Annotated in this window: 16 protein-coding genes; 13 read left to right on the top strand and 3 right to left on the bottom strand. The window is 35.3% G+C overall.

The window, feature by feature from the left end; all coding sequences use genetic code 11:
• Positions 1 to 40 precede the first annotated feature (40 nt).
• From carA to ctlX, 6 genes are all read left to right on the top strand, one after another.
• A complete protein-coding gene (gene carA / locus AAT17_RS03890; protein ID WP_060523004.1) occupies positions 41 to 1,159 on the top strand; it encodes a glutamine-hydrolyzing carbamoyl-phosphate synthase small subunit in 1,119 nt (372 codons plus the stop codon).
• Complete coding sequence (gene eno, locus AAT17_RS03885) at positions 1,156 to 2,442, top strand: phosphopyruvate hydratase (RefSeq protein ID WP_042278944.1); 1,287 nt, start codon at positions 1,156 to 1,158, stop codon at positions 2,440 to 2,442. Before carA ends, eno begins: the two co-directional genes overlap by 4 nt.
• 177 nt (positions 2,443 to 2,619) lie before the next feature.
• Positions 2,620 to 7,863, top strand: a complete 5,244-nt coding sequence (locus AAT17_RS03880) for a reprolysin-like metallopeptidase (protein WP_060523003.1) — start codon at positions 2,620 to 2,622, stop codon at positions 7,861 to 7,863.
• Positions 7,864 to 8,057: 194 nt separating this feature from the next.
• Positions 8,058 to 9,344 carry a citrate synthase gene (locus tag AAT17_RS03875; RefSeq protein WP_042278945.1) on the top strand — a complete coding sequence of 429 codons (1,287 nt, stop codon included), beginning with the start codon at positions 8,058 to 8,060 and terminating at the stop codon, positions 9,342 to 9,344.
• A 190-nt stretch (positions 9,345 to 9,534) separates the two neighbouring features.
• The gene (locus AAT17_RS03870; RefSeq protein ID WP_060523002.1) at positions 9,535 to 10,455 is read left to right on the top strand and encodes a dimethylarginine dimethylaminohydrolase family protein; all 921 of its coding nucleotides are present in this window, start codon (positions 9,535 to 9,537) and stop codon (positions 10,453 to 10,455) included.
• Between the two features lie 62 nt (positions 10,456 to 10,517).
• A complete protein-coding gene (ctlX, locus tag AAT17_RS03865) occupies positions 10,518 to 11,444 on the top strand; it encodes a citrulline utilization hydrolase CtlX (protein WP_060523001.1) in 927 nt (308 codons plus the stop codon).
• Positions 11,445 to 11,565: 121 nt separating this feature from the next.
• On the opposite strand, the gene AAT17_RS03860 is transcribed toward ctlX, so the two are convergent.
• Positions 11,566 to 12,993 (bottom strand): SDR family oxidoreductase, encoded by a 1,428-nt coding sequence (locus tag AAT17_RS03860; RefSeq protein WP_060523000.1) that lies wholly within the window; start codon positions 12,991 to 12,993, stop codon positions 11,566 to 11,568.
• Positions 12,994 to 13,071: 78 nt separating this feature from the next.
• Positions 13,072 to 13,830: a cyclopropane-fatty-acyl-phospholipid synthase family protein gene (locus AAT17_RS03855; RefSeq protein ID WP_060522999.1), complete on the bottom strand. Its 759-nt coding sequence runs from the start codon at positions 13,828 to 13,830 to the stop codon at positions 13,072 to 13,074.
• A 44-nt stretch (positions 13,831 to 13,874) separates the two neighbouring features.
• On the opposite strand from AAT17_RS03855, the gene AAT17_RS03850 reads away from it, so the two are divergent.
• From AAT17_RS03850 to AAT17_RS03820, 7 genes are all read left to right on the top strand, one after another.
• The gene (locus AAT17_RS03850; RefSeq protein ID WP_042278952.1) at positions 13,875 to 15,026 is read left to right on the top strand and encodes a class I SAM-dependent RNA methyltransferase; all 1,152 of its coding nucleotides are present in this window, start codon (positions 13,875 to 13,877) and stop codon (positions 15,024 to 15,026) included.
• A 72-nt stretch (positions 15,027 to 15,098) separates the two neighbouring features.
• Complete coding sequence (locus AAT17_RS03845; RefSeq protein WP_060522998.1) at positions 15,099 to 16,193, top strand: BT_3928 family protein; 1,095 nt, start codon at positions 15,099 to 15,101, stop codon at positions 16,191 to 16,193.
• Entirely contained in the window at positions 16,190 to 17,266 is a 1,077-nt protein-coding gene (locus AAT17_RS03840) for an ABC transporter permease (RefSeq protein ID WP_060522997.1), read from the top strand. Before AAT17_RS03845 ends, AAT17_RS03840 begins: the two co-directional genes overlap by 4 nt.
• A gap of 25 nt (positions 17,267 to 17,291) precedes the next feature.
• Positions 17,292 to 18,044: a triose-phosphate isomerase gene (gene tpiA / locus AAT17_RS03835; RefSeq protein WP_060522996.1), complete on the top strand. Its 753-nt coding sequence runs from the start codon at positions 17,292 to 17,294 to the stop codon at positions 18,042 to 18,044.
• Positions 18,034 to 18,618: a DUF1287 domain-containing protein gene (locus tag AAT17_RS03830; protein WP_060522995.1), complete on the top strand. Its 585-nt coding sequence runs from the start codon at positions 18,034 to 18,036 to the stop codon at positions 18,616 to 18,618. The genes tpiA and AAT17_RS03830 overlap by 11 nt, the downstream gene beginning before the upstream one ends.
• Complete coding sequence (gene prmA, locus AAT17_RS03825; RefSeq protein ID WP_060522994.1) at positions 18,608 to 19,456, top strand: 50S ribosomal protein L11 methyltransferase; 849 nt, start codon at positions 18,608 to 18,610, stop codon at positions 19,454 to 19,456. Before AAT17_RS03830 ends, prmA begins: the two co-directional genes overlap by 11 nt.
• Before the next feature lie 62 nt (positions 19,457 to 19,518).
• Entirely contained in the window at positions 19,519 to 19,794 is a 276-nt protein-coding gene (locus tag AAT17_RS03820) for an ATP-dependent Clp protease adaptor ClpS (protein ID WP_060524983.1), read from the top strand.
• A 77-nt stretch (positions 19,795 to 19,871) separates the two neighbouring features.
• Here AAT17_RS03820 and AAT17_RS03815 read toward each other — a convergent pair whose 3' ends face one another.
• Entirely contained in the window at positions 19,872 to 20,546 is a 675-nt protein-coding gene (locus tag AAT17_RS03815) for a M24 family metallopeptidase (RefSeq protein WP_060522993.1), read from the bottom strand.
• Positions 20,547 to 20,657: the final 111 nt, after the last annotated feature.

Here is a 20,657-nt window from a genome sequence, read left to right as displayed (position 1 = left end):
AGTCCTTTTTTTATAATTAATTTTACCAAACTTTTAATTAATGGCTTATTTAGAGAAAAAGGACGCAGTTGTGGTTCTATCAGATGGGACTGTCTTTTACGGCAAAGCAATAGGTGACGGTGGTACTGCCACTGGTGAGATTTGCTTCAATACAGGTACAACAGGTTATCAAGAAATTTTTACAGATCCTTCCTACTTTGGACAGATAATGGTTACAACTAATGCTCATATTGGTAACTATGGTGTTGTGAATGATGATTCTGAATCAAACAGTATTAAAATTTCGGGCTTAGTTTGTAAAAATTTTTCTGCGATTCACAGTCGTCCTGCTGCAACTTCAGATTTACTTAAACATTTACAAGAACAAAATCTTGTCATTTTGTGTGATGTGGATACTCGAGCACTCGTATCCCATATAAGAGATAATGGTGCTCAAAATGCCATTATTTCAACCGCTGTAGATGATATAGAAGCATTAAAGGAACAACTTTCCAAAGTTCCAAGTATGAAAGGGCTTGAGCTTGCTAGTAAAGTTTCTACAGCTGAAGCTTATTACTACGGCAATCCTGATGCACAATATAAGGTAGCGGCATTAGATTTAGGAGTTAAAACTAACATTCTTAAAAATCTTGCCAGTCGTGACGTTTACATTAAAGTTTTTCCATTTAATACACCATTTGAAGAATTAAAGGCATTTAATCCTGATGGATATTTTATCTCAAATGGACCTGGTGACCCAGAACCACTTGAAACAGTAATAGCAACAGCTAGGGAAATATTAAACTCTAGTATGCCATTATTTGGTATTTGCTTAGGTCATCAAATAATCGCCTTGGCGCATAACATAGAGACTTATAAAATGCATAATGGTCATAGAGGAATAAATCATCCAATTAAAAACCTCTTAACTGGAAAAGGCGAAATAACTTCTCAGAATCATGGATTTGCAATCAATAAAGAACAAGCAGAGCGTCATGATGATATAGAAATTACCCACGTACATCTTAATGATGATACTGTTGCAGGTATGAGACTAAAATCGAAACCTTGCTTTAGTGTACAATATCATCCAGAAGCAGGACCGGGACCTAATGATGCAACCTATTTGTTCGATGAATTTATCCAACTTATAAAAACCAATAAAGAAAAAGTAGCATGAGTACAATAATTAATATACACGCAAGACAAATTTTTGATTCGAGAGGTAATCCTACAGTTGAAGTAGATGTTATTACTTCAAATGGAGTAATAGGAAGAGCTGCAGTTCCATCTGGTGCATCAACGGGTGAACACGAGGCTGTTGAGCTTAGAGATGGAGGATCTTCTTATATGGGTAAAGGTGTAGGAAAAGCAGTTAATAACGTAAACACAATTATATCAGAAGAGTTGCTTGGAGCTTCTGTTTTTGATCAGGCTTCTATTGATCAAGCTATGATAGATCTTGACGGAACTCCTAATAAAGCAAAATTAGGTGCAAATGCAATTCTTGGTGTTTCATTAGCATGTGCCAAGGCTGCAGCAGCAGAACTTAATCAGCCTCTATATAAGTACATTGGAGGAATGAGTGCTTCAACTCTTCCTGTTCCTATGATGAATATAATAAATGGAGGTTCTCATAGTGATGCTCCTATTGCTTTTCAGGAATTTATGATCATGCCTGTGGTCGCAGAAAGTTTTTCACACGCACTACAAATGGGGACTGAGATTTTTCATCACCTTAAAAAAGTGTTACATGATAGAAATTTGAGTACGGCCGTAGGTGATGAAGGTGGTTTTGCTCCTGCTCTTGAAGGTACTGAAGATGCGCTAGAGACTATACTACTTGCAATCAAAAATGCGGGTTACACTCCAGGAGAACAAATAATGATAGCTTTGGATTGTGCAGCAGCAGAGTTTTATGTAGATGGAATGTATGATTATACTAAATTTGAAGGAGATAAAGGTGTTAAACGTTCAAGTGAAGAACAGGCTTCTTACCTCGCAGATCTTGCCAATAAGTATCCTATAATCTCGATAGAAGATGGTATGGATGAAAATGATTGGGATGGTTGGAAATCTTTGACCGAGAAAGCAGGTGATAAAGTTCAATTAGTAGGTGATGATTTATTTGTAACAAACGTTGAAAGACTTTCTAGAGGTATTGAGAATCACATCGCAAATTCTATTTTAATCAAAGTAAATCAAATAGGTACTCTTACGGAGACAATAGCTGCGGTTAATATGGCTCACAAAGCTGGTTATACTTCTGTTATGTCTCACAGGTCTGGAGAAACTGAGGATAACACTATTGCTGATCTTGCTGTTGCTTTAACAACTGGTCAAATTAAGACAGGTTCTGCTTCGAGATCTGATCGTATGGCAAAATACAATCAGTTATTGAGAATTGAAGAGGAGTTAGCTGAAAATGCTTATTACCCAGGAAAAAAAGCTTTTCAAATTTAATTTGAGTTAGTACGCTTTCGCGAAAGCGAGATAATCATAACCATCCCACACGGGATGGTTTTTTTGTTTAACACTATCGATGAAATACATGTTTAGACTTCAAAAAGTCATTTTTTACGATTAAAAACGTGTTTTTAACGTTTTCTATTGTTTATTGCGGCATTCTAAATTATCAAAATGAAAAGACTATTATCCCTATTATGTTTACTTATTTCATTTACATTAAGTGCTCAAAGCTCCATGTGGCAATCAATTGACACTAGTGAATTGCCCGTAATAAGTGAACAAGACAGGCCTATAAAGCCGTTAAAGTTTGACTTAATTCAAGTAGATGCTTCCATTCTTTCTCAATATTTAACTGGTGCTCCAGATCGATTTGATGGCAGAAATGGAATAATCGTCGATTTACCAGTGTCAGAAGGTAAATTTGAAAGTTTCGAAGTTTTTAATTCAGGTTCATTATCTAAAGGATTTGCCAACCAGTATCCCAATATTCAATCATTTATTGGAAAAGGCATTGATAACCCTAAAAATGTAATATATTTTACTATAACCTCTAAAGGTTTTCATGGTGTTATAAGAGGTGAAAAAATCACTTATATTGATCCTTACTCTAAATCGACTCCTAATATTGTTATGATTTATGATCGTAACAATCTAACTAGATCTGATCAGGAAGTTTTCGATTGTCATGTAGAAGATACCTTAAGCAAGGAAACTATTGATGCTTTTGAATCCTCTACCATTTCAAAAGCTTTTAGAGATAGAGTTTTTAGAACTTATAGAATTGCGATTGCTGCAACAGGTGAATATACTGCATACCATGATGATGGTAATGCTGGGAACGGTGATGCAGTTGCTGATGCTCTTGCTGGTATCGCGGTGACCTTGACAAGGGTGAACTCCGTTTTTGAACAAGAAATGTCTATCAGATTTACATTAGTAGCTAATAATTCTTCAATTGTTTTTACAAATGCTGGTACTGACCCATATGATAATTATAGTGGTGGTCAAATGATTGGGGCAAATACTAATGCGATTAATTCAAGAATCGGAAGTACAGCTTATGATATAGGCCATGTATTTTCAACTGGTGGTGGTGGAATAGCAAGTGCTGTAAGATGTAGCGGAAGTAAAGCCCAAGGTGTAACGGGTATCGTTACTCCAGAATTTGACCCTTTTGATATTGATTATGTGAGCCATGAGATTGGACACCAATTTGGTGCTTCTCACACATTTTATAACGGGTGTTTCGGTGGTAGTCCATCTTCTGCACCTGTTGAAACTGGAAGTGCTTCTACTATTATGGGTTATGCTGGAATTTGTGCGCCTAATGTACAAGATAATTCAGATGCATATTTTCATTTGATTAGTTTATTTCAAATGCATAATGAATTAGGCTCTGATACATGTGAATTGGAACAAGATTTAAATGGATTAAACGCTAGCGCACCTAATTCAGTTTCTTTAACTAACAAAACAATACCTAGAAACACTCCTTTCAAATTAACCGGGATTTCTACACAAGCTCCAGATCCTGGAGAAACTTATACTTATAACTGGGAACAACTTGATAACGGATATAATGCAGGCGGTTATACGGGAGCTACACAACCACCGCTTTCGTCTAACAATAGGGGACCTGTGTTTAGAACATTATTTCCAACTACAAGCCCAACTAGATATTTTCCTAATCTAAATGACTTAGTAAATAATGTTGATCCTACATGGGAAACACTGCCAAATGTACAACGAGAGATGAGATTCTTTTGTACGATTAGGGATAATAACATTAATGGAGGTCAATCAGATTTTGCAGGTGTTACCCTTACAGTTGGAGCCTCTGCAGCGTTTAGTGTTTCTTCACCAAACACGGGATCAGAATTGTGGTATGAAGGCGAAAATGTCAATATTACATGGAATGAAGCAGGTACAAATAATACAACTTATGCTACTCAAGTAAATATTCTCTTATCAACTGATGGTGGTTATACCTATCCTATTACATTAGCTTCTAATGTAAATAATGATGGTTCCCAAATAGTGAATATTCCGACTGGTGTTAAAACCACTCAGGCAAGAATCATGATAGAAGCTGTTGATAATTATTTCTTTGATATATCTAATCAGAATTTTGAAATTAAAGAAGGTACTTTTGAATTGAACTTGGCAAATGATACAGTTTCCTCATGTTCTCCAAGTGATGCAGTTTTTTCATTTGATTACGTTCCTGCGCCAGGATTTAGCGAAACTGCAACTTTTTCTACCAATAATTTGCCGGCAAATCTTAATGTTAACTTCAATCCAGCATCAACTAGTGCAACTGGAACTATTCAAGCTACAATATCTAATACCACTGGTGTAGATGCAGGAAGGTATGAATTTGATCTAATTACTACTACGAGTTCTGCTACAATAGTTCAACCGATGGTTCTTAAGATTTTTGATGGTAATGTTGGACAGGTAAATTTGACTTCTCCAATAAATGGTGCTGGTAATCAAGTTGCTAATCCTTTACTGGTATGGGACGATTTAGAAAGTGCATCGGGTTATTTAGTTGAAATTTCTGAACAATCTGATTTTTCTACGGTGGTAGAATCGGCAGCAGTATTTAATGTTACTCAATACCAACCGACCTTATTAGAAAGTAGTAAAATTTACTTTTGGAGGATAACACCATCTAATGATTGTACTACAGGTACAGCAAATTCTATTTCTGCATTTCAAACAGCTCAAGATGTTTGTAATACTTATGGAGGAACAGGAGGAATAGGTAGTGAGTATTATGAAAATAATGACAACATTTGGAATACTAATAGTAATAATGCTGTGAGTGCGCGAGTGCAAGTAACTGATGATATTGAGATAACTCAGGTTTCCTTTTATATGAATGCTACTCATAGTGATACGGGAGACTTAAAAATGCAGTTAAGCAGTCCTACTGGAAGATTCTCTGAAGTTTACAATAGAGAATGTGCAGCCGGAAGAAATTTTGACCTCACAGTAAGCGACTCGGGTACTGAAGCTTTTGGTTGTAATCCAGGATATACAGGTGCTATTACAGGAGTACGTACTCCTGGTCAAGCATTTTCAAGATTTAACGGTAGTAGTGCTCAAGGTGAATGGGTTTTACTAGCTACAGACCGAGAAGCAGATAGTCAAGGAGGTACCTTTAATGAATTCTCTGTTACTGTTTGTGGAAGATTGCAGTACGTAAATGATATTGATAATAATCGAAATAACTTACTTACTTTAGGTTATAACGCTACTTCGATTATTTCAAACACGTTATTGCGTACCCAAAAATCAGGTACTACTAATGCTAATATGACTTATGTAATAACTTCGATTCCAGAACATGGAAGAATATTGCTATTAGGATCTGCTTTAAATTTAGGAGATACGTTTACCCAGTCAGATATCAATCAGGATCGTATAAGTTATGAGCACACTTCAACGGAACTTGTTTATAATGATAGTTTTGGTTTCATAGCTCGTACTCCAGATCAAGCCGTACTTGAAGGGAAAGTATTTAATATTGAAATTAGTGAACCTACTTTAATATACTCTGGTGGAGCTTGGAGTCCTTTTCAACCTAATTTAGAAACCTTGTCTTTAAATGCCGTTGTTATAGATGGAAGTGCAACTTTGAGCGCAGCAGGACAAATTAAAGACTTAACAGTACAATCAGGAGGAACTCTAGAATTAGCTGATAACTTATTAGTTTCTGGAGATATGTTAATTGACGGTAATTTAACCGGTTTAACAAACGGAAATCTCGAAATGTCTTCTTCCAATTTACAAACTATAAGTGGCTCAGGTGATGTTAATTTATATGATATGACCGTACAAAACACTACAGGAGTTCTTTTGAATTCAAACGTGAATATTTATAACGTTTTGAATCCGAATAATTCCTCAATTACTACAAATGGTAACCTTACATTCAAGAATGATGCGACTAGGGTAGGGCAGTTGGATAATGCAAATCAAGCTACTTTTACTGGTAACGTTACCGTGGAAAATTATTTTCCTGCAAGAAGAGCATTTAGGTTTATGGCTAGTTCTGTAAATACTTCTAATGGAATTTACAATAATTACCAGAATGGTGGAGTGTCTGAAAGTAATATCGGTACGCATATTACAGGTAATACAAGTGGAGCCAATGGATTGGACGCAACATCTACCGGTAATAGTAATATGTTCTATTTTGACAATACGAATCAAGCTTGGGTAGCAGAAGATAATACCTTAAGCAACCAGTTAGAAATAGGTAAGGCATTCCGTTTACTAGTGCGCGGCGATCGTTCTGTAGATTTGTCTTCAAATACATCACCAGCAACGATAACGACTTTGGTAAGTGAAGGTCAACTACAAATAGGAGATTTTAATCAAGCTTTCCCTACTTCAAATGGAGAGTTTCTTATGATTGCAAATCCATATCAAGCTATCGTGGATGTTAGAGATCTTATAGCTGAAACAGGAACAACAGGTATTAATCCTAATTTCGTTTATGTTTGGGACACTAACCTAAATGCCCGTGGTGGATACTCGACTGTAGATGTTTCTGGTCCTTCAGATTTTGTGATCCCATCAAGTAATGCATCTAGTAAAATAAGACCAGGTCAATCTATTTTTATGCTAGCTACTGGTCCAAGTAATATAGCATTTAAAGAATCTCATAAAGCAGTCAATGAAGGTCTTTCTAACGTTTTCAGGTCTTCTTCAACTAGTTCGTTTGTAAGAATAGAGTTACTTAACTCTAATACACAGCAATTACTTGATGAGTCTATTATGCTGTTTGATTCAAGTTTTGATGACAACGTAACAGCCGAAGATGCAATCAAGTTTACTAATCAGGATGAAACCTTAGGAATTATAGTTGCTGGTCAATCATTGGCAATTGCTAAAAACAACAGTGCCCAAATTGGAAATGTATATCCATTGTCTTTCCTTAATCAAAGAGGAACTGATTATACTTTCTCAATTGAAATTCAGCAACTAGATCAGGTTCAACCAGTATTAGTAGATAATTATTTAATGTCAAGAACTCCATTGCAATCTGGAATTAATAATGTTAACGTTAATATAGATAGCAATGTTCAATCTCAAAACCCTAATAGGTTCAATATTGAATTTGAAACTGTAACTTTAAGTAATGGAGATGTTTCGTTGGATGGAATGATATCCCTATATCCAAATCCAGTCAAAGACATTTTAAATATCGAATTAACTAGTATACTGAAACAAGAAAGTTTATCAATAAACGTGACTAATATGCTAGGGCAAGCTGTTTTATCTAAAGATGGATTAGGCAGGGATATTTCAAGTATCAACTTAGGCTCATTAGCTTCTGGCACCTACATTCTGACAATCGATTCCCAATTAGGCTCCTATGCCACTAAGTTGGTGAAAGAATAGTAGTTAACAAATTACAGTATTAAAGAGCGGTTATTAACCGCTCTTTTAATTTATGTTCATTTTTACTACATCGTTTTCAAGAACGTTTATGTTTTTACTTAAATTTTTTATAAACTCTATCAATCTCTTTTAAATTGAGTATTAAATATGAGTTTCCTGCCGTATTTTCGTAGGCATAAAATCACAATAAAACAATGTCAGATAAAGCAATATTAGAAATTGATGGTGAGAAGTATGAGTTTCCTATCATCACTGGTACAGAAAACGAGAGAGCAATTGATATTAAAGCCCTAAGAGGAGCTACTGGTGGAGTTACCACTATCGATCCTGGTTACAAGAATACTGGAAGCTGTGAGAGTGCTATTACTTTCTTAAATGGTGAAGAAGGTATACTTAGATACAGAGGTTATTCAATTGAAGATCTTGCTGAAAAGGCCGATTTCCTAGAAGTTGCATATCTACTTATTTTTGGTGAGTTACCAACTAAAGAACAGTTAGATAAGTTTTATGCTGATATTAAAGCAGAGTCTCATGTAGATGAAGACGTAAAGAAAATCCTTGACGGTTTTCCAAAGTCTGCTCATCCTATGGGTGTATTATCTTCATTAACAAGTGCATTAATAGCATTTAATCCTTCTTCAGTAAATGTAGATAGCGATGAAGATATGTATAAAGCCATTGTGAAGTTATTAGGTAAGTTTCCTGTACTGGTAGCTTGGGCTCTACGTAAGAAAAATGGACAGCCATTAGATTACGGTGATGATAACTTAGGGTATGTGGAAAACATCCTTAAAATGATGTTCAAAAAAGCAAGTTCTGATTATGAGCTTAACCCTACAGTTGTAAACGCACTTGATAAATTATTAATCCTACATGCAGATCATGAGCAAAACTGTTCTACAAGTACAGTTCGTATTGTAGGTTCATCTCATGCTGGTCTATTTGCAAGTATCTCAGCAGGTATTAGTGCTCTTTGGGGACCACTTCACGGTGGTGCAAATCAAGCAGTGCTTGAAATGCTTGAAGCTATCAAAGAAGATGGTGGAGATACTAAAAAGTACATGGCCAAAGCTAAGGATAAAGAAGATCCATTCCGTTTAATGGGATTCGGACATAGAGTTTATAAAAACTTTGATCCTCGTGCACGTATAATCAAAAAAGCAGCCGATGAGGTGTTGAGTGATTTAGGAGTAGAAGATCCTATTTTGGAAATAGCTAAAGGTCTTGAAAAAGAGGCTCTAGAAGATCCTTATTTCGTAGATAGAAAATTATATCCTAACGTAGATTTTTATTCAGGAATAATTTATCGTGCTATGGGTATACCTGTAGAAATGTTTACAGTGATGTTTGCCTTAGGTAGATTACCTGGATGGATTGCACAATGGAAAGAAATGAGAGCTCGTAAAGAACCGATCGGTAGACCACGTCAGGTTTATATAGGTGAAACAAAAAGAGATTTTGTCGATATTTCAAATCGCTAAAAAATCTTATAACATGTAAAGGAACCCAGCTTACTAAGCTGGGTTTTTTCTTTTTACTCACTCATGTTTGTATAAAGGTAGGTAGTTTATAAGTATCACTCATATAAGTTGTTAAAAATGGATGTTAAGGATCTAAATTCTCAATCGTTTTAGTTCTCTATTTCCTAGTTTAAACCATTATTTTTGCCACATGGATAAATTGAACCTGTACATACCAAACGAGACATCAAGATTAAGAGCTGTAGTTTTAGGATCTGCATCTAGTAACGGTCCTGCTCCCACGATAGAAGAAGCTTATGACCCAAAGTCTAGAGAGCACCTAATTGCCGGTACATATCCAAAGAATGAGGATATGGAAAAAGAGATGGAAGCTGTTGCACAAGTCTTTGATAAATATGATGTTGAGGTTTTTAGGCCTCATGTAATCGAAGATTACAATCAGATTTTTACTAGAGATATAGGTTTTGTTATTGATAATGTATTTATTAAAGCAAACATTCTACCAGATCGCGATCAAGAACTCAACGCTATTAAATATGTTTTAGACAAAATCAATCCTGAAAACATACTTACGCCACCAGAAGAATGTCATATTGAAGGTGGTGATGTTATGGTTCATAACGACTATATATTCGTAGGAACTTATAGAGGAGCTGACTATTCAAGCTACATAACTGCTCGCACAAATACCGCTGCTGTTAATTGGTTGAAAGAGCAGTTTCCTAATAAAAAAATAGTGAGTTTTAATCTTAGAAAACATAATACAGATCCTAAGGAAAACGCATTACACCTAGATTGTTGTTTTCAGCCAGTCGGTAATGATAAATGCATCATTCACCGTAATGGGTTTCTGGAAGAATCAGAATACCAATTCCTAATAGATTTATTTGGGAAAAAGAATTGTTTTGAGATTGACAAGGAGGAAATGTACAATATGAATTCTAATATTTTTTCAATAGCTCCTGATGTAGTCATTTCTGAACGAAATTTCACAAGACTAAACGCCTGGTTGCGCAGTCACGGTATAATTGTAGAAGAGGTTCCCTATGCCGAAATAGCAAAACAAGAAGGATTGTTAAGGTGTTCAACACTTCCTTTAATTAGAGATTAAATTTAATTAGTTCGCTTTCGCGAAAACTGCTACACCAGCAGTTTGAGACAATAAACAATAGAATGAGACAAATTACCGACACAGTTTTCATGATACGACCTGTTCAATTTAGACTAAATGAACAAACCGCTGTTAATAATTATTATCAAGATGATGAGGTCCAAGTAGAGAACCAAAATGAGAAAGCACAAAATGAATTTGATGGCTTTGTAGCATTGTTAAGATCAAAAGGTATTACAGTAATTGAAATAAGTGATGACCCTAAACACGATACTCCAGATTCTATTTTTCCAAATAACTGGATTTCAACACATGAAAATGGTGATATTGCACTGTACCCTATGTTTGCCGAAAATCGACGATTAGAACGACGACCAGAAGTTCTTAATCGTTTAGAAGAAAGTGGCTTTACAATAGAAAACGTTGTTGACTACACTGCTGCCGAAGAGGAAGATCTGTTTTTAGAAGGTACAGGTAGTTTGTTGTTAGATCGTGTAAATCGTAAGGCTTTCTGTAGTATTTCACCTAGAGCAGATGAGGATTTGCTTATTGAATTCTGCGAGGATTTTGAATACACACCTGTCATTTTTACTGCCTATCAAAGTGTAGACGGTAAACGATTGCCTATTTATCATACCAATGTAATGATGGCACTAGGAGAGAATTACTGTGTGATATGTTTAGATTGTATCGATGATAAAAAGGAGCGTAAGAATGTTCTTAAACATCTCAAAGAAGATGGGAAAGAGGTTATTACCATTTCAGAGCAGCAAGTAGAATCTTTTGCTGGTAATATGATGCAAGTTCATAATGCTAGTGGTGAGAGGTTTCTTGTAATGAGTGATCAAGCTTATTCATCACTTACTGAATCTCAAATTACAAAACTGCAATCCTATAATGAGATTTTACATCCTTCTATTGAAACTATAGAAACCTTAGGCGGTGGATCAGTACGTTGTATGATGGCCGAAGTTTTCTTACCTAAATAAATTAAATTTTTCCAGGTGGTTGTAAGTCTAATATTTATAACCACCTAGCAAAGATTCTAAACAGGTTATTACCTTAAGTCAGAAATTTTCTGCTGGTCGAGTACTTTCTAGTTTGAAGTTATTATTTGCCAGTTGCTATATGCTTGATCATTCCTGCAAATATGAAATAATGAAAGGGTAGCATACTGTACCAGTAAAGTCTACCCCAAATACCTTTTGGTCTAAAGGTAGCTGTTTGATGCACTATGTTATTTTCATCAATTTCAAATTCCAACCAGGCTTCACCAGGAACTTTCATTTCAGCAAATAATAGGAGACGTTTTTCATCCTTGTCTGCGACAAGAACTCTCCAAAAGTCTAAGGAATCTCCAGGATAAATCTTATCTGGATTAGTACGTCCTCTACGCAACCCTACACCACCAAAAAGTTTGTCTACAAGTCCTCTAATTTTCCACAAGAAAGTAGCGTAGTAATAACCGTTTTTTCCACCTATACTCCAAATACGTTCAAGAGCTTTAGTGGCGTTATCGGTTTTGTGAGTTTGTTGATCCTTCAAACAACCGTATTTAGGAACTTGCTTATATTTATTTAAATTCTTTTTGAATCTTCCACTTACCATGCTGTCTTTCCAGCTACTAACTACCTGACTTTGTTCAATTTTAGCAAATGCCATGTCAAGAGCTTCTTTGTAGGTAAATAGTTGAATGTTGAATTTTTCTGCTAGATTGTTTGGTCTTGCAACTACTTCAATTGTCATACTCTTGACTAAATTTTGAGCAAGTTTATAAGATGTACTCGTTACAAAATAAAGCCAATAACTGCTTAAAGTTGGTGTCATCACAGGCACTGTAAAAATGAATATTTTCAATTTGCGTTTTTGTGCATATTGTAGCATCATTTCCTTATAGGTAAGAATATCTTTTCCTCCTATATCGTAACTATTGTTATAACATTTTACACATCCCAAAACACAGGTCAAATAACTCATTACATTTCTTATAGCTATAGGATGTGTTTTTGTATTTACCCATTTTGGTGTAATCATTACAGGTAATTTTTCACATAGATCTCTTATGATTTCAAAAGAAGAACTACCACTACCTACAATGATTCCAGCTCTTAAAACAGTGACGGGAATGTTGCTGGTGTAAAGAATATCTTCTACACGCTTTCGCGAAAGCAGATGTTTACTCAGTTTATCTTCATTAACAATACCTGATAAATAGATAATCTGTTGACAGTTTGTTGGGTGAATAGCCTCGAGAAAATTTTGAGCACTACTAGCTTCTAGGTCATCAAAATTTTCTGTGTTTGATGTCATAGAATGAATTAGATAGTACGCAGCATCTATATCTTTTGGGATTGCATCACTTTTCTCAGGTTTGAGAAAATCTACTTCGATAATACGTATTTGTTCCTTGATTTCTTCAGGTACTGAAAGTCTATTTGCGCTACGCACAGCACAAACCACATCATGATCCTGTTTAAGAAGCTCATAGAGTAATCGCACTCCTATATAACCGTTTGCGCCTGTAAGTAACACTTTCATGTTGCTAAAGTTATATTACGCAAGGGAAATTCTCTCTAGTAAAGATGTTAAAGAGCAAGAATGACTAGAAATTAGGAGCTATTGTTTTCTCAAAATCATGATAAGTCTAGAACTGTTGAACTTATCATATTCATGGAGTTGATAATCACCATAAATGTCTATTAGTTCAAGACCAGCTTGATCAAAATATTTTTGAAAATCTGATAGCATCAATGCGCTCACTCTTTCTGTGAAATGGTACTTATTACCACCATCAGTAAACTCAATATCTTTATAGATAAACCCGTTTTCAAAACGTCGGTTCATATTAAATGTGATGCCTTGAATGGTTTTGGAATTTGAAATAACTAAATGCCTGAGTACATGAGGTACATTCATAAAGTCAATGACTGCATAGGCACCATCTTTCAAATTTTTCTTTATCGATTTGATGGTATTTAAGTTATCCTGTTCTTCATCAAAATACCCAAAACTGGTAAATAAATTAAATACCGCATCAAATTTATCATGATAGGGCAAGGTCATATTGTGAACGTCAAACGTTATACGACTACTATCTACTGATGCATCTTGCTCTAATTGTTTGCGAGCAAAGTCAATACTGTTTTCACTTAAATCAACTCCAGTAACTTTGAATCCTAATTTGTTAAGGAATAAACTGTGACGACCACGACCACAGGCAAGATCCATAATATGACTATCTGCTTGTAATGAAAGAGCAGTGGTTATGTTATTCATAAAAGCACCTGCTTCTTCATAATCTCGATCACCATAAAGTATGTGATAATAGGGCGTGTTAAACCAGCTTGCGTACCACTCTTGTTTCTGTGCTCTCATAGGCGGCAAAAATAGCGTAATTTTGCAGGCTAAAATACCTAAGGATGTCCCAAAATTTTAAGATGATCGCCAAAACACTCTTTGGACTGGAAGAAGTTCTAGAGAAAGAATTACGCCAGCTGGGTGCAATGGATATTAAACGAGGTGTGCGCATGGTTCAATTCTCGGGTGATTTAGGGTTTATGTACAAGGCAAACATGATGTTGCGTACTGCTATTCGTATTCTTAAACCTGTATACAGTTTCAAAGCTCGTAATGAGGTTGATTTGTATGACGGTATCTATCAACATGATTGGTCTCAATATATTAATGAAGATGATAGTATTTCTGTTCACGGCACAATAGCCTCCAGATATTTTAATCATAGCCAGTATGTAGCTTTAAAAACAAAAGATGCAATCGTTGATCAATTTCGTAGGAAAACTGGTACTAGACCAAACGTGGATACCAAACATCCAGATTTAAGAGTATCCGTGCACATTAACGATCAACGGGTAGATGTTTCTATTGACTCCAGTGGTGAGCCCTTGTACAAACGTGGCTATCGTGATAAAACAAATATTGCACCTATTAATGAAGCTCTTGCAGCAGGAATCATTTTATTAAGTGATTGGGATCAACGATCTACTTTTATTGATCCCATGTGTGGTAGCGGTACCATTGCTATAGAAGCGGCAATGATAGCTGCAAATATTGCTCCTAATCTTAATCGAATGGAATTCGGTTTTGAAAAATGGAAGGATTATGACAATGCTCTTTTTGAAAAAATCCAAGATAGCTGCCTTAAAAAAATGCGTGAATTTGATGGTAAAATTATAGCTCGTGATGCCGATGGTTATACCCTTCAAAAAGCTAAGGACAATGTAAAAAATGCCAATCTTGAAGATTTCATATCACTGGAAAAAGGAGACTTTTTTAGAGATAATCAAACAGCCAAGGCTTTCTTACTTTTCAATCCACCCTATGATGAACGTATAGGTATTGAGATTGATACTTTTTACAAACAAATAGGTGACACGCTCAAACAACGTTACCAAGGTAGTACAGCCTGGATCATCACAGGAAATTTAGAGGCAATTAAACATGTTGGGTTGCGTCCTTCACGTAAAATCAAATTGTATAATGGTAAACTAGATGCCAGATTAGTTAAATATGAAATGTACCGTGGGACAAAAAAGATTCACAAGCTGCAATAATTTTATACTAAAATCAAACAAGATATTTTTTACCACAACTAGGCTAGTTATATTTGAAACAAACATTGTTTCATGAAAATAATAGCTAGAATATTTCAAATTTTTGTAGGAATATTATTCATCTTTAGTGGTCTTGTAAAATTGAACGATCCGTTAGGGTTTAGTTATAAATTAGATGAATATTTCAGTGCGGCGGTTCTAGGTCTTGAATTCTTGCAGCCACTTGCACTTCCTATAGCCATATTTGTGGTGATTTTTGAAGTGGTTCTTGGAGTAATGCTTCTTTTAGGTTTTCAAAAAAAGTTTACAGCATGGTCTTTACTTTTAATGATTGTGTTTTTTACGTTTCTCACGTTTTATAGTGCTTACTTCAATAAAGTGACAGATTGTGGTTGTTTTGGAGATGCTATTCCGTTAACACCATGGGAATCATTTACAAAGGACGTTATCTTACTCATTATGATAATAGTGTTGTTTGTGAAACAGGATTATTGGTATAGCGCTTTCGCGAAAGCGAAATCAAGCATAATCACTTTACTCGCTACAATTGGTTGTTTTGCTTTGGCTTACTATGTTTTAATGCACTTGCCGGTTCTAGATTTTAGAGCTTATAAAGTAGGTACTAATATGGTAGAAGCCATGAAGGAAGACCCTACAAGACCTGATGTTTATGAATATAAATGGTATTTTAATGTCGATGGAGCAGAGAAAGTCGTGACTACTAACGGTGATTATCCTAGTGGCTATGGAGAATTAGTTAGATATGAAACGGAACTGGTTGAAAAAGGTTACGAACCACCAATTCACGATTTTAAAATTGAGGATGAAAATGGTGAAGATTTTACTAGTGACTTTTTAACCAAACCTAAAGTTGCTATGATCATCACTTATAACCTAAACAAAGCAGAGGTTGAAGGATTAAATAAATTGAATAAATTTATAGATAGGGCAGAGACTGCTGGTTATGAGGTTATAGGTCTTACGGCATCTAGTATGGATGATGTAAAAACTGTGATGAACAAACATGAATTTTCAACTACATTTTATACTGCCGATGAAACTGCTTTAAAAACCATAGTACGATCAGTACCTGGTGTTATTCTTGTAGATAGAGGTATTATAACTGCAAAATCTCACTGGAATGATCTAGAGTCATTAGAATTATGATAAGTTACCTTTTAAAAAAACTAGGATATGCACTTTTTACGCTTTGGGGAGTTGTGACACTAGTTTTTTTTCTTTTTTATTTGATGCCAGGTGATCCTGCGCAAATGATGCTAGGTGAAAATCAAACTATGGAGCAGGTAGCTGCAGTACAGAAAAAGTACGGACTGGATAAAACCCTAGGAAAACAATATTTGTATTTCATAAACGACTTGAGCCCTGTAAGTTTTCATAGTAACAATGCTGATGATTTTACTCATTGGGACGATAGATACAGCGGATCTTCTATCCTAAAATTAGGAGGATATCATATAGTTATAAAAACACCTTATTTAAGAGAATCGTTTCAAAAAACAGGCAAACAGGTCAGTGAGGTGATAGGTGACACTTTACCTAATACTATTGTGCTTGCGATTGCTTCCATCTTAATCGCTTTATTCATAGGTCTTGCCCTTGGAGTGATATCTGCATTATATAGAGATTCTTGGATTGATAAGGTTATTCAAGTAATAAGTACCATGGGTATGAGCATTCCCAGTTTCTTTAGTGCGATAATCGCAGCTTACCTGTTCGGGTATTTGTGGCACGAATATACAGGACTTCCTATGAGTGGTAGTTTGTACGAGATGGATGATTATGGAGAAGGAATTCATCTACAATTACGCAATCTTGTGCTACCAGCTTTGGTATTAGGTATACGTCCGCTTGCGGTAATCACTCAATTAATGCGTAATAGTTTACTAGAAGTACTGTCTCAAGAATACATAACAACAGCCTACGCAAAAGGATTGACAACACTTCAGGTAATTAAGCGTCATGCTTTTAAAAATGCACTCAATCCAGTAGTTACAGCAGTAAGTGGCTGGTTTGCTAGTTTACTAGCAGGAGCTGTTTTTGTCGAATACATTTTTGGATGGAACGGTCTAGGTAAAGAAATTGTAGATGCATTAAACACAAAAGACCTACCCGTAATCACAGGAGCAGTTCTAGTCATTGCTAGCCTGTTTATATTGATTAATATTGCAGTAGATGTGATCTACATAAAACTGGATCCTAGAGTAAAACTAGACACTTAATAACAACTGACATAAAAACTTAACTATGAGAAAGCAAATTGTAGCCGGCAACTGGAAAATGAATTGTGATCTTCCAGATACACAAAAATTAATAACCGATCTTAAAACAGGTCTAGTAAAGGAGTTCAATTGTGAGCTCATGATTGCACCTTCAACACCATTTTTATATAATGCTTTTAATAGTACACTAGATTCAGATATTGAAGTGATTGCTCAAAATGTAAGTGAGCAAGAAAAAGGTGCATTTACAGGTGAAACTTCTGTAGATATGCTTCAAAGTATAGGTATTAAAACGGTAATAATCGGTCATTCTGAACGTCGAGATATATATGGTGAAACTAATGAGCTTATCGCTCAAAAAGTTAAAGCCAGTGTTAATAAAGGTATGAGAGTGATATTTTGTTGCGGTGAACATTTAGAGATACGTAAGGAAGATAAACATTTTGACCTTGTAGGTAACCAGGTTAAAATAGCTCTACAAGATTTAACTGAAGAGCAAATGTCACAAATAGTAATTGCTTATGAACCGGTTTGGGCTATAGGAACGGGTGAAACAGCAACCCCAGAACAAGCACAAGAAATGCACGCACATTTAAGAAATGAATTGTCCGTTTTATTCAACGATTCAATTGCTCAAAATACAAGTATTTTATACGGTGGTAGCGTAAAACCGAATAATGCAGCAGAACTATTTGCTAAACCAGATGTTGATGGTGGACTTGTAGGTGGAGCTTCCTTAAGTGCAGAAAGCTTTCTAAACATCGCAAATGCTATTTAAATTAAAACTTATTTTATTTTTTCTATCAGCCTTACCTGTTTGCCACTTACAACAAGATTTTTCATTTGATCTGGCCGTAGCAGCAGAGCAGCTTACAAAGGATGAGGTGACTTATAATGGAAGCTATTTTTCAATCCCATATCCTAATGGAGATATCCCTGCTCAATATGGAGTTTGTACCGATGTAGTAATTCGAGCCTATCGTAAGGTAGGTATAGATTTACAACAGCTAGTCCATGAAGATATGAAGGAAAACTTCAAAGAATATCCGCAATTATGGGGATTAAAAAAACCAGATACCAATATTGATCATCGCAGAGTACCTAATTTGGGTAAATTTTTTGAAAGAAACGGGACTACTCTTCCCATTTCAAAAGATAAATCAAACTACCTGCCTGGAGATGTAGTAACATGGGTACTCACAAATAACATGACTCACATTGGAATAATATCCACAAAAAAAGATTCTAAGACTGGTAATCCACTTGTCGTTCATAACATAGGAGCAGGTCAGGTCTTGGAAGATTGTTTATTCAAATTTACAATAACAGGGCATTATAAATATGGCAAATAATATTACAAATCAAATTTACGTAGAATACGATTTCACAGTCACGCCTCGCGAACCTTGGAGCGATATTTTGTGTGCCCAATTAGGCGACGCTGGTTTTGAAAGTTTTATTGATACTCAATCTGGAGTAAAAGCTTACATTCTTAAAGATCTAGATAGTGAAAATGTGTTGAGTACAGTAGATCTTATAAACAGTGACTATTGTGATATCGCTTTCGCGAAAGCAGATATCCCACCTACTAATTGGAATGCCGAATGGGAAAAAAACTTCACACCGATTCTCGTGAACGACCAATGCTTAATTAGAGCGCCATTTCATGAAAGTAAAGAGGTCAAGTATGAAATTGTAATGGAACCTAAAATGAGTTTTGGGACAGGACATCATCAAACCACTTACATGATGATACAATTTTTACTAAAAGAGGAACTAGCTGGTAAAAAAGTATTGGATATGGGAAGTGGGACAGGAGTTCTTGCCATACTGGCCCAAATGAGAGGAGCAACACTTGTAGATGCCATTGATATTGATACCTGGTGTTTTGAAAATGCCCAAGAAAATACTGAACGCAATAATGCCGATAAAGTTAATGTCATATTGGGTGGTGCAGAGCAGCTGGCAGGTAAGCAATATGATTTTATAATAGCAAATATTAATAGAAACATACTATTGCAAGACATCCCCAAATATGCAGCAAGTTTAAAAGACGGAGGAAGCATTATTTTCAGTGGTTTCTATACACAGGACTTACCTTTAATCAATGAGGCTTGTAGTAAGGTTGGACTCACTTATGAGACTCATATAGAGAAAGATAATTGGGTAGGTTTAAAAGCTAATAAATAATTAAATTTGCATACTCATTAAAATAGCGCAAGAAAAAAAGGTATATTTGAGAGGTTATGAAAATGGATGTTAAAGAATTAATTCAACCTAAACAAAAGGTTGATGTTCTAGAAAAGGAAGAAAAGAAAATCGTACTTTACAACGACGATGTCAATACTTTTGATCACGTGATTGATATGTTAGTAGCAACATGTGATCACACTCCTGTGCAAGCAGAACAATGTTCCATTATTGTTCACTATAAAGGAAAGTGTTCAGTAAAAACAGGAGAATACGATGATTTAAAACCTCGCTGTTCAGCCTTGCTTGAAGCTGGCTTAACCGCAGAGATTGTCTAAGAATTTGCTTTCCCCTTTTATTCATATTAATGAATAAAATAATTAAGTCTGCCTAGTGGCAGACTTTTTTATGATTACTATCCGGCTAGTTGTTCAAAGAATCCACCGATCTTTTTTGATTTATCTATTAGGTGTATTTCTATAATCCATTCTCTTTTTCTTCCATCACGGTCAAGAGATGACATGGGTGTATGGTTTTCTGGATGTATGTAGTTCGTTTTGTCCTCTTTATCTAATTGCTCATGAGGAAAATGTCCTATAAGGTGACCGGCAATGGGTCCACCGTATTGCCATCCAAAATCTTCTGCAAGGTCAACACAGTATTTGAACAACTGTGAACCGGTTATATCCAGATTTGATTTATAGAAATTATTGGCAATATGCCACAACTTCTCTGTATCCTGAGCAAGTTGCTTTTTAATGGGATCATTTCCTAGTACATACGTACGCCCATAATCAGCTTCATAATCCTCAATGATAGGTCCAAAATCTAAAAATAATATGTCGTCATTTTGCACACTAATATTAGGTGGGTTTTCATCGTATGGATGTAAGGTGTTTTCTCCTACTCTTACGATTCTTTTGTGCCAGTATTTTTTAATATTAAATACTTCTTCGGCAAGATCATAAATTTTAGTATTAAGTTCTTTTTCTGTAATTCCTGATTGGATCAGATTTCTTTTTATGATCTCTTCAAAAAGTTCAGCTGCTATGGCTTCAGCTTTTTGTAATTCTGCTCGCTCTTTACTCATAAGTGAAAGATAGTTTACAACACTTTTATTTAAAAATGCTTTTAATGTTTTAAAAGATTGGTTTTAACTAAAGTGTTGATAATTAGGTTTTTTATTAAACAAAATGTTGTA

Origin of the sequence: Nonlabens sp. MIC269 (assembly GCF_001430865.1) — a bacterium.
Lineage (GTDB): Bacteria > Bacteroidota > Bacteroidia > Flavobacteriales > Flavobacteriaceae > Nonlabens > Nonlabens tegetincola.
The sequence above is the reverse complement of the archived record's forward strand: the minus strand, read 5'-3'. Positions and strand labels throughout refer to the sequence as shown.